We start from the raw sequence: 10600 nt of genomic DNA on the forward strand, positions 1-10600 counted from the left end.
TATTTCATTTATTAAAAGCAGTAAACTTACTACCTAGTAATGTCATTCTAACGGACCAACTGGATTTCGCGTACAGCGTCGCCAAACGCTTGGATGAGCAAAGGGAGTTAATTGATGAAATAGAAAAGCACACCGGTTATTTCAGCTCTGAAAATGGACGATGGTCAAAAAATCACGCGATAACCCAAGATGACTACCTCATAAAATTGTTTACCTTGCGCTACAACGTAGAGCCCTCAGAAGAGCACTTCGATAAATTGGGGTTATATGTGCGGGAGCGACCTCGTGTACTAAAAGCGCAAGAGTAAGAATGGATCACTCCCTTAAACGAAGTAATGCCATGAGTAACTAACTGCTGATATTGATACTTCATCAAACTAATGCCTTCCTCTTCATTGATCGTTTGAACACCTTCAATCTTTAATTTCAATGACAAAAAAGAAGAACTGTCAGACAACGCATTATCCAAACCATCAATACGTAAACAGCATTGGGTCAACATTGATAGATACGTTTCATCTTCTCGATGAAGGTTTGTTTTAATAAAAAAACCACCAAGAACATGCAATTGCTCCCCGTCCTCTTTCACTAAACACACCAGATAAATATGGCGATACATTGAAGCATTGTCCGTTAATTCATTCATCGTGTATGACATTTTACTGCCGTTAAAAACACAAGAAAACGGAACATAAGTACGTTCATTTACCATTTTTATTCTCAATAAAATCATCCTATTTCACTGTACGTGATGCTCATTGAGTTCAACAAATGGAAACGACATGAACGTGAAGTGACTCGAAAATCAAAACAGTTCAAGGAGTAACCTAATGACAAATGCACTCACTAATGACGCTGACATTCTTGATAATCAAGAATTGGAAGCACTAGAGCAACACTATAAAGAAAGAGAGCGAGAGCATGAGAAAGAGCGCCACAATGTTAAAGATCGACTCTCTGGCCACACGTTTTTAAAACGCTGCCACTTACCCATGTATTGGTTAGCAAGACTAAGAGAAATGCATGTTGGTGATACGTTTATCATGGCTTCACTGCGTCATCATTATGATGAGATGGACTTTGAAGGTGTCGCTGAAATTTACGCTCAAAAAGAATCGAAAGGCGTTTATAAACTGCATTCTAATTGGACATTACTTTCCAAACCATCAAGACCTCATCGCTTTTCTGAACTTACTTTTAAAATAGAAAAAGGCGGAATAATTGCTTTCACAGGAAAGCATTCACCTGAGAACCAACACAGTTTTGTTTTAACCTCAAGATACATCCAATGCTTACTCAAACACGTCACCACTGAAGATAATCAACCTTATTTCGATCTTGGTCTTCCTCCGTTTTTAAGTGGCGTCAATGTGGATAAAAACAACCGAACAACACGACGTTATTATCCAAAAGGTCATAAAAACATTACGGGTATTCACTACCTTTTTGATGACGAACAAATGCCAAAAAGCATGATGGAATGTATCGTCGATTATGGCATCGCTTCTGGTGCCATCAATTTTTCTTAGTTTGAAACTAATCTATAAAATCCAAAAGGAACACTTATGAATCCATTATTAAAAACACTATTAAACACTCGTACTCTTCGTAAAACACTGAATGAAGCAACACCTGAGCAAATAGAAACCTTACTTGCCAATGTCGTTGTAGTAAGCGACGAAATCAAAGAAATACACCGAAAAAAAGCCGAAGAAGACGCCATAAAATTGCAAGAGCTTGAGCAATTCAAACAACAAATCATTGATAAAGGCATTGATTTTGAGGCGCTGTCTAAAATCATGACAGGCAAACCAAAAGCCAAAAAGAAAACAGCCACAGCACAAACTGAACTCATTTATCATTATGAAAAAGACGGCGAGAAAAAACAGTGGAATGGTAAAGGTGATATGCCGAATATCATCAAACAAGCCATTCATAATGGCAGTAAGTTAACCGATTTTTTAGCACGTTAATGTAAGGGTTACATCATGAGTTCAGAGCAAGATAGCACACTCACAATCAATGATATTGATAACGAACTTCACTCAATTACACCAGAGCAAATGGAAGGTGCATTAGGACAATTTGAAGCCATCATGGAACGCCTCATCACAGGATGTGATGAGACTTCTGAGCAAGGGTTACAAGAAAAAGAACGACTGCAACGATTTGAAAAAGATATTCTTAACAGCCATTTCAATCCTAAACACTTATCTACGTTACGATAAGTATTTCCCACGAACATTCAAACTTCATTCATTATTTTTTAATATAAAGAGCAGTGACTATGGCCAAAAAAAGTCCATTAAATGGACATGATAATACAAATCTCATCGAGGATATTGAACACGATAACCTCGCTTTATTTTGCAATAAAGCTGAATTTGTTTCCCGACTCTCCAACGGAGATTTACTCGATGCGATAATCAATGATAACAATAGAGACATTACATTAATCGCACTGGAATTATGCTCGCATTTACCAGAGTTATGGCAAAAATTATCAAAACATCAGACGAACGATCACCTCAATACAGCCTTGAAAATAGATCAGTTAAGCGGTTGTGAACTCACTAATCTCATAGAGAATATCGGCTATGACAATCTCGCTTTGTTTACCAATAAGGATGACTTAATTTCTCGCTTATCGGATGAAACATTACTCGATGCTATCGTTAATGATAACGATAGAAACATCGAGCAATTAATCATAAAGCTTTATTCAAGCTTGCTTGGTTTTCCAGAAACCAAAGCCAACAAACAGAAACTAAACGCGCTTAAAAAATTAGTGAACGATCATTCAGTTTGATGATCGCTTTTGCTTTCCTATCGCTCTTTTCTGTCTTTTTATCTCGCTCTTCATCGCTCTACCTCCCGCTTTTCTCTCTCGTCTCTTTTGCTTTTTTGCTCTGCTCTTTTCACAAAGAAACCAGACATTAGCGAATAACAAACAGATGACTTCATACATAAAATGAAAGCCACATTTCAATCCTTAAGGATTGTTAAATGGCTTGAATGCTTGAGTGAAAATTACGAGCCTAAGCGAAGGAAGGTGAACTGCTTTTCAAACTTAACGACGACGCGCCGTGCGCCAAAGGAGTTCTAGTTTGCCCTGCTTAAAAAAGGATTCAATCGCTGAAAGCGTCCCCCATCGTGGGGGGAGAAGCGAAGCGAAATTGCTAATTCTTTTTTCAGTGCGCAGCATCTAACGCCGCGTTGAGCCCCGCGAAACCAAGTTAGACGGGGGAGCCGAAATAAACGTGTAGCCCCAGCGTAAAGCACGAGCCTCCCCAGAGGCGTTTTATTTTGGGGGCTTGCCCCGCACAACCGTTGAGTAACACGAGACCAAGCCCGTTTTGGTAGTTGATTAGGCTATTTTTGAGCAAGTTAGGAACGACACGGCCAAAAAGAGCGTAAATCACCTTCAAAAGGGGCTTGGTCTCGCGTAGCGATACGGTTTTGCGCGCTCTTGATGTGCTCCCTGTCGGACGTTCAGGACAGAGGGGAGATTTCTGTTGACCTTGACCTTAAAAGACTGAAAAAACACGTTTTTTCTGTATCTCTAGCTCGCTTGCGAGTGCTCCTTCTTGCTTTTCTCTTTTTCTTTTCTCGATCTCTATCCTTGGTCTCACGCCTTGATCTCTCTTAGAGACCGAGAAGTGAGACCAAGGCACGAGACCAAGAATGACCGTATTCAAAGGTAATTAATCATGCTTGAACACATCGAATTTATGCTGTTTAAAATAGCTATACTCACAGGCTCGGCGCTCTACTCATTCACCGACACGTGGGGTTGGCTTCTCTCTTTCATCGCGGGGATTGGCTTACCAACCCTCTACTTTGATAAACCCAAAACAGACAAAGACGAAAGTATTTTTCGTCGAGCGATTATCGCTACTTCTGTTTTGTTTTTTATCTTTGGAACGATCTCAAACATAACGATCCCAACGTTATTAGTTTGGATCCAACGATCACAACTAACTCAGGTTGTGAGTATCGAATATTCATGGCAAGCGTATTTATTATGGCCAAGTTTATTCCTTGGTTTGTTTCTTCATGTTTTTGTTCGTCGTCAACTTTCACCGTTAAAAAACAAACTGAAAACCGACTTAACCAAGAAGTCATCACTGGTTCGAGAAGAGAGAACCGACGTCAGAAACATCCGTCAGTTTTTACCTGATACCGTGGAATACGATCCCCTTGATTTCATCGATATTAATAAGGGAATGTTTGTCGGATTGGATCGCCATCAACAACCGCAATACATCCCAATGGGTGACTGGCAAAAACAACACGCCGACATTTTAGGAACAACGGGCGCAGGTAAAGGCGTTGCATCGGGAATGCTGCTTTATCAAAGCATCATGGCCGACGAAGGTGTCTTTGTTTTAGATCCAAAAAACGACGAATGGGCGCCACACTTATTTAAGTATGCGTGTGAGCAAGCGGGCAAACCGTTCTACTTAATCGATCTGAACCTTAAAGAATATCAACTCGATCTCTTTGCGGGTATCAACAAAGATCAAATCGAAGAATTACTCGTCGCGGGATTAAGTTTGGCTGAAAAAGGGGACATCGCCGACTTCTATCGTATCGATGACAGAAAGGCAGCGCGTGAAGCGCCGTTCTTAGCCAGTGACGATGAAATAAGATCCATTGAAGCACTATTTAATAGCGAGCATGTTCAATCTCTCGCTGAAAAAGTAAAAGCCTTTTATGGAAAAATGGAAGAGCTGGCGTTGATTAAATCAATCAATGCCATCGGCGGATTAAACCTCAAAGATATTTTTGATAATGGCGGCTGCTGCTACATCATCGGCTCACTGCGTAACAGTAAAATAATCATCGCCCAGCGCATGATTTTAATTCGATTATTTCAACTTGCCGAAGAGCGTGATCGCGTAAAAACAAAACCAAGGCCCATCGCCATTTTCTTAGATGAATTGAAATACCATTTATCAAAAGCCGCACTTGAAGGATTAGGGGCCGCTCGTGATAAAGGCGTTCACATCATCATGGCGCACCAATCCGTTGCCGATTTAAAAGACTGCCCCGCCGACTTAAACGGTGAAGCCGTTGTGGGCGCCGTGGTTGAAAACACCAAATTCAAATTGGTGTACAAACTTCAAGATCCAGAGACCGCCGAATGGGTATCTAAAATGTCAGGCACTATTTTAGTGGATGATGAAACTAAGCAAATTGAAAACAGCCGCGTCTTAACCGAAAACATCACCAATGAGCGCAGCGTTCGATTAGCAGAAAGAGCCTTGGTTGACACCAATATGCTGCAAAGCTTACCGCCCTTTGTTAGCTATATTTTCACCCCAAACGAGCCCCCAAGACCGTCACTTATTTCACCAATCAAAGTGAAAAAAGAAACCTTAGTTTTTCACAATATGAATAGTGAAGAGGTTCCATCATTAACGCCTTTGGATGATCTGAATGATGACAATTTTGACATCAGTACCACCGAAGAGGCGAACCAACATGACTCTGATACAGAGCCATCAGAAGAAGACACTTCGTTAGCACCATCCGATCCTTTTGCAAGTGAAGAGGACGACGATGAAAGCAATTATGATTTTGGCGTATCTGACTCAGAAGAGCAGGAAGAGCCAGAAGAAAGTGAAGAAACGCCCACTATCGAAGAGTGCGAGAAAACAGTGGATGACTTATTTAATCAATTAACACAAAAGGAAAAACAAGAATGAAATTCCACAATAAAAAACTGGCTCTGCTATGGCAACACGATTTACTGACACCAAGCACGAAAAGAAAGCCCATTGATGGCCAGTTTATTTTCAGCAGTATCTTTTCTGTCTACGCGTTTTCCACTCGAAACGATCAAACCATATCAACCCTGTTCGCAAAAAAGGTGATTGAAAAAATAGGAAATGATCTGCGAGCGTTTCGACTCTCAATCAAAAAACAATCCTCAGTGTTCAATGATGGGATTGACCCGATTGAATTACGAGTGTTTACGCCTAACAACGACTATGAGTTCACGATCCATCAAGACAAACTCAGTCCAGAAAATACCATGCTCGTGAAAATATTCATGGCCATGGACGTTTTTATTATTGACCTAAACAAAGCCTTATTTAATGGCGAGCTCAACAGCCAACAAAAACAAGCTTATCAAACAGGCGTACTCAATCAACTGGCTCACTTATTAGAAACCGTGAATACCACCTGTATTGATTTTCATAAATTAAGAAAAAGCCAATCAAATAAAGGATGATGGATGATCATTACTGACCCCAAAAAAAGAGCCGAACGTTACTCAGAAAAACAAACGTTGGTCTTGAATTATTTAAAACAAGAAACCTACAGCGACATTCCCAACCTTATGCTGTTATTAAATTATAAAACCAGAAGGCCATTAGATCGCCTCTTAAAAAAAATGAAAGACATTGGGCTTATCGAAAAGTTTGAATACGGGTTTAGAGACATAAAAGTCAAAATATGGGGGATCACCATCGATGGCATGATACAAACCGCGGACGCTAAAGATACCGATGACTTTCAGCACTTTGAACCTTCAAAAATAAAAACATGGACAATGATCCATCACTTGATGAATCAAGAAGTACGAATTTATTTAGAACGTAATGGGTGGTCACATTGGCAAAACGCCGACCGTTACACCTTTAGAAAAAAGTACCCTGTTCCTCATCGACCTGACGCATTGATCATCGCCCCCAACGGCCACACCATTGCGATAGAAACAGAGCGAACGCTAAAAACCAAACCGCGATACCAAGAAATATTGAAAAGCCACCTACTGGCCAAGAAAAATAAATATTGGTCCAAAGTCATCTACGTGGTTCCTGACAGTAAAACCAAAATAGCCCTCACCAATCGCTTTAACAACATCACTTACGTCAACATGAATGGATCACGTATCACGTTGACGGACGATCACCGAAAAACATTCCACATATTCACATTAGAAGAAATGAAGACACTCGTTATTCATTGAGTTTCATTCTTCCCCAACAAATACCGCCCTTACTTTCTAAAAGAATTTAAGGGCTTTTTATTTTATAGGAGCGTCACATGCGCGTATTTATTGCAGAAAAACCAAGTTTAGCCGAAGCCATTGTTATTGGTCTTGGCGGAAAGCCTAACGCCTCAGAAAAAAAAGCCGGTTACTACCAACATGGCAATGACAAGATCACATGGTGTTATGGTCACATGCTCGAATTATTCGATCCAGAAGACTATGATCCAAAATTCAAAAAATGGTCGCTGGATGATTTACCCATTAAAGCCACCTTTCCACCAAAACTGAAAGTCATTAAAAAAAGCCAAGGGCAATTCAACATCATTTCAAAACTCATCAAAGAAGCCGACACCTTAGTCCATGCGGGTGATCCCGACGATGAAGGTTGTTTACTGGTTGACGAAATTCTAACGCACGTTAATAACACCAAACCTGTAGAGCGTTTATTGATTGCCGACTTGAATGAAAAGCCAGTAAAAGAGGCCCTCGCCTCTATGCGCCCAAACAGTGAGTTTCAATATCAAACTCAAAGCGCTTTAGCTCGCTCTATTGGCGATCAATTGTTTGGCTACAACCTAACACGTGCTTATACCCTTAAAGCGCGTGAGAAAGGCTGTGAGAACGTGCTTAATGTGGGTAGAGTACAAAGCGCCGTCTATGGGTTAATCAATCAGCGAACCCTTGCTAACTTAAACCACACTGAGTCATTTTATTATCTTCTCAACGGTAATTTTTCTATTGCTGGAAAAACAGTGAATGCCAGGTTAATTCCCAATGCCGACACCAGTGAATTGGATGAAAAAAATCGTTTAATTTCTGAGTTGGACGCGGCGCTCATCAAAGAAGTGTGTGATCAAAAGCCAGCTCGTATTCTTTCTATTGAAAATAGAAAAGAAAACAAAGCGGCACCGTTACCTTTCAACTTATCCAAACTTCAACAAACCTGTGCTAAAACATGGGGGTACAAAGCCACTGAAACGTTAGACATCGTTCAAAAGCTGTATGAAACGCATAAGCTATTAACCTACCCGCGCTCAGATTGTCGTTACTTATCTGACGAGCATTTGAATAAAGCGTCTGACATTCTTGCGGCGATTGCGGGCACGAGTTCGACCTTAGTCAACGCAATTAACGGGGCCAATGTTGGATCGAAACACAAAGCGTTCAACAGCAAAAATATCACCGCCCATCATGCGATTATTCCAACAGAAAAAAATGGCAGCAGTTGCACTCTGACGGAAAAAGAAAGCAACGTGTATCACTTGGTGGCCACAAGTTTCATTGCCCTGTTTTACCCTGATTCTGTGCGTGACAAAGTAAAAGCCATGATTGGCTGCGGTGAGCAAGAATTTGCAGCAACTCAATCCACCATTGATAAGCAAGGCTGGGAAGTGCTTTATCAAGGTGAGTACAACGATGAGCCCAATGACAACGCCTTTGATTTGGCATTGTTAAAGCAAGGGGATGAAGGCCATTGTGATCTTGTCACCATCGATAAGAAAAAAACTCAGCCTCTAAAATACTTCACCGAATCGACGTTATTAGCGGCCATGAGCCGTGCGGCAAAATACGTCTCCAGTCCTGAGCTAAGAAAAGCGTTAGAAGAAAAGGATAAAGACAATAAATCAGAATCGGGGTCAATTGGCACCGAAGCCACCCGCGCTTCTATTTTGGCAAAAATAGAAAGCAACACCCACTTAGTGAGTGTTGTCAGTGAAAAAGGTTACAAAGAAAAAGTCTATAAAACGACCACGGCAGGTCAAGAGTTCTGTGCGTTATTGCCAGATGAAATTATCACTCCTGATACCTCGGCACTTTGGGCCGATTACCAAGCCAGCATCAAAAAAGGCGAACTCGATACAAAAACATTCGTTAGCTACATCGATCGTTATCTTGAAACCCAAGTTCAATTTGTAAAAGAGAACGGCGTGGCCATCACGGTAGCGGATAAAATCACCTGTCCAACCTGTCAAAAAGGCAGCATCACTAAGCGTAAAGGAAAGAATGGAATATTCCATGCGTGTAATCGCTACCCTGATTGTAAAACCGCGTTTCAAGATAAAAAGGGTAAGCCTGATTTTGATCCAAAACCCAAGAAAAAAGAGGGGCCATCCAATGCTGAAAAGTTTGGTGTGATCAGTGCTAGTGAATTTTGTAAACAATGTGGAAAGCCGCTTGCAAGAAAACCCGCGAAGAAAGAAGGATCGTTCTGGTGGGGATGTACTGGTTTTCCGACCTGTAAGGTTCGTTTCTTTGACAAAGACGGCAAACCAGACAGAGATAAAGGGGAATTATAATTAGATAAAAAGAAGTGACACGTCTTTAAATCTTCACTACTATCAAAGGGTATGTATAACTCCATACAAAAACCTTTGTATTATTTTATTTATACCCCTATATAAATAATTTGTTTCAAATAGCAAATTGGCCATGCCCTAACGGGTGTGGCTTTTTTTGTGCCCAAAAATCACAACCCGCTACCGTGATACGCTTTCCATAAAGAAAGCAAATAAGTAAAAAGAACACAACTACATGACATAAACTAAACACTCATCTTACTGCAACCTATTATTGGTTGTTGTTTAGCGATAATTATCGTATTCAGTGAGTCTCACCTCGGATTTTGAGTCTCACTTTTTTTTACTTCAAATTTGGCAAATAAAAAACCCACAAGATACAATCCTGTGGGTCAATTTAGTGATATTTCACAATGGATACTCAGCAGATAAACCACAACAATGACAATCAAAACTCGCCATACCAGTGTCGTAATTGTTGCAGATCTCACCGTCATGCGTATCACAATGAGAGCAATAAACATCCTGTTGGATCTCTTCTGAAATAGATAATATCGTCATTCTGTGTTTCTCCTAAAAATAAACAGAAACACCCCATAGGAATGCTTCCTATGGCCGTAAAATTGGTGGTTTACGTTAATCGATAAATTTCAGAATATAATCTGATTCTTTATGCTCTAACGCATGATCTCGTAATTGGTGATAAAGCGCGTACAAACGTTCGTTTTCTTGTTCATCACCCCGCTCATGAGCCAATGCATTAAAATGACCTAGCGCCATTAACGTAATGCAGATCCCATAAGCTTCTGAGCTCAACGTCACATCGGTATAATTGAACGAATTAATCGCTCGAACCGACGGTTCAATCTCAGGGTACATGAATTTTCCGCCATTACTCAGTGATACAAATTGCCAATAAGCCCCTTGATAATCCTCTGAGAACCTTTCAGCTAATGAAAACAGCACCGATTCAAAACTCAAAAAGTGTTTTGTAATTGATGGTAAAAACGCGAAACGCTCCTTAACAGGAACAATTGATTGAGTGAGCATAATGTCACCTTTTATGATTGGTGGATTGATAAGCTGAGTTATCAATCATAGTCTGAGGGCTTGTATGCCACTCAAATTATGAGTGACACCTCGTCCAAAGACTGCAACACGCGCTGTGCTGCCCTTCTATTATATTCAACCCACAAAATTTAGGCAATAAAAAACCCATAAGATACAATCTTATGGGTCAGTTTAGTGATAGTGACATCATCATGCGGCTTTATCAGCATTATGATGGTCAACTAGA

General features: G+C 40.5%; 10 protein-coding genes. 9 read left to right on the top strand and 1 reads right to left on the bottom strand.

What is annotated here, in order from left to right:
* The 9 genes from PX700_RS20955 to PX700_RS20995 all read left to right on the top strand — a co-directional run.
* Nucleotides 1-308: hypothetical protein (locus tag PX700_RS20955; protein ID WP_479521829.1), on the top strand; the 308-nt coding region annotated here is incomplete at its 5' end.
* Between the two features lie 522 nt (nt 309-830).
* Entirely contained in the window at nt 831-1529 is a 699-nt protein-coding gene (locus PX700_RS20960; RefSeq protein WP_446701239.1) for a hypothetical protein, read from the top strand.
* Nucleotides 1530-1565: 36 nt separating this feature from the next.
* Nucleotides 1566-1973, top strand: a complete 408-nt coding sequence (locus PX700_RS20965; protein ID WP_446701238.1) for an H-NS family histone-like protein — start codon at nt 1566-1568, stop codon at nt 1971-1973.
* 15 nt (nt 1974-1988) lie between these two features.
* Nucleotides 1989-2228 (top strand): hypothetical protein, encoded by a 240-nt coding sequence (locus PX700_RS20970; RefSeq protein ID WP_446701237.1) that lies wholly within the window; start codon nt 1989-1991, stop codon nt 2226-2228.
* A 59-nt stretch (nt 2229-2287) separates the two neighbouring features.
* Nucleotides 2288-2809 (top strand): hypothetical protein, encoded by a 522-nt coding sequence (locus PX700_RS20975; protein ID WP_446701236.1) that lies wholly within the window; start codon nt 2288-2290, stop codon nt 2807-2809.
* A gap of 901 nt (nt 2810-3710) precedes the next feature.
* Nucleotides 3711-5711 carry a type IV secretory system conjugative DNA transfer family protein gene (locus tag PX700_RS20980; protein ID WP_479521830.1) on the top strand — a complete coding sequence of 667 codons (2001 nt, stop codon included), beginning with the start codon at nt 3711-3713 and terminating at the stop codon, nt 5709-5711.
* Nucleotides 5708-6241, top strand: a complete 534-nt coding sequence (locus tag PX700_RS20985) for a hypothetical protein (RefSeq protein ID WP_479521831.1) — start codon at nt 5708-5710, stop codon at nt 6239-6241. The genes PX700_RS20980 and PX700_RS20985 overlap by 4 nt, the downstream gene beginning before the upstream one ends.
* 3 nt (nt 6242-6244) lie before the next feature.
* Nucleotides 6245-6982 carry a MobC family replication-relaxation protein gene (mobC, locus tag PX700_RS20990; protein ID WP_479521832.1) on the top strand — a complete coding sequence of 246 codons (738 nt, stop codon included), beginning with the start codon at nt 6245-6247 and terminating at the stop codon, nt 6980-6982.
* 77 nt (nt 6983-7059) lie between these two features.
* Nucleotides 7060-9303, top strand: a complete 2244-nt coding sequence (locus tag PX700_RS20995) for a DNA topoisomerase (protein ID WP_479521833.1) — start codon at nt 7060-7062, stop codon at nt 9301-9303.
* A 636-nt stretch (nt 9304-9939) separates the two neighbouring features.
* Here PX700_RS20995 and PX700_RS21000 read toward each other — a convergent pair.
* Entirely contained in the window at nt 9940-10353 is a 414-nt protein-coding gene (locus tag PX700_RS21000) for an antirestriction protein (protein ID WP_446701231.1), read from the bottom strand.
* Between the last annotated feature and the right edge of the window lie 247 nt (nt 10354-10600).

This window comes from Pseudoalteromonas sp. TP27 (genome assembly GCF_056470645.1).

Coding starts and splice junctions, on each gene's coding strand:
- PX700_RS20960 (WP_446701239.1), top strand. CDS start 831: ATGACAAATGCACTCACTAATGACGCTGACATTCTTGATAATCAAGAA.
- mobC (WP_479521832.1), top strand. CDS start 6,245: ATGATCATTACTGACCCCAAAAAAAGAGCCGAACGTTACTCAGAAAAA.
- PX700_RS20980 (WP_479521830.1), top strand. CDS start 3,711: ATGCTTGAACACATCGAATTTATGCTGTTTAAAATAGCTATACTCACA.
- PX700_RS20970 (WP_446701237.1), top strand. CDS start 1,989: ATGAGTTCAGAGCAAGATAGCACACTCACAATCAATGATATTGATAAC.
- PX700_RS20965 (WP_446701238.1), top strand. CDS start 1,566: ATGAATCCATTATTAAAAACACTATTAAACACTCGTACTCTTCGTAAA.
- PX700_RS21000 (WP_446701231.1), bottom strand. CDS start 10,353: ATGCTCACTCAATCAATTGTTCCTGTTAAGGAGCGTTTCGCGTTTTTA.
- PX700_RS20985 (WP_479521831.1), top strand. CDS start 5,708: ATGAAATTCCACAATAAAAAACTGGCTCTGCTATGGCAACACGATTTA.
- PX700_RS20975 (WP_446701236.1), top strand. CDS start 2,288: ATGGCCAAAAAAAGTCCATTAAATGGACATGATAATACAAATCTCATC.
- PX700_RS20995 (WP_479521833.1), top strand. CDS start 7,060: ATGCGCGTATTTATTGCAGAAAAACCAAGTTTAGCCGAAGCCATTGTT.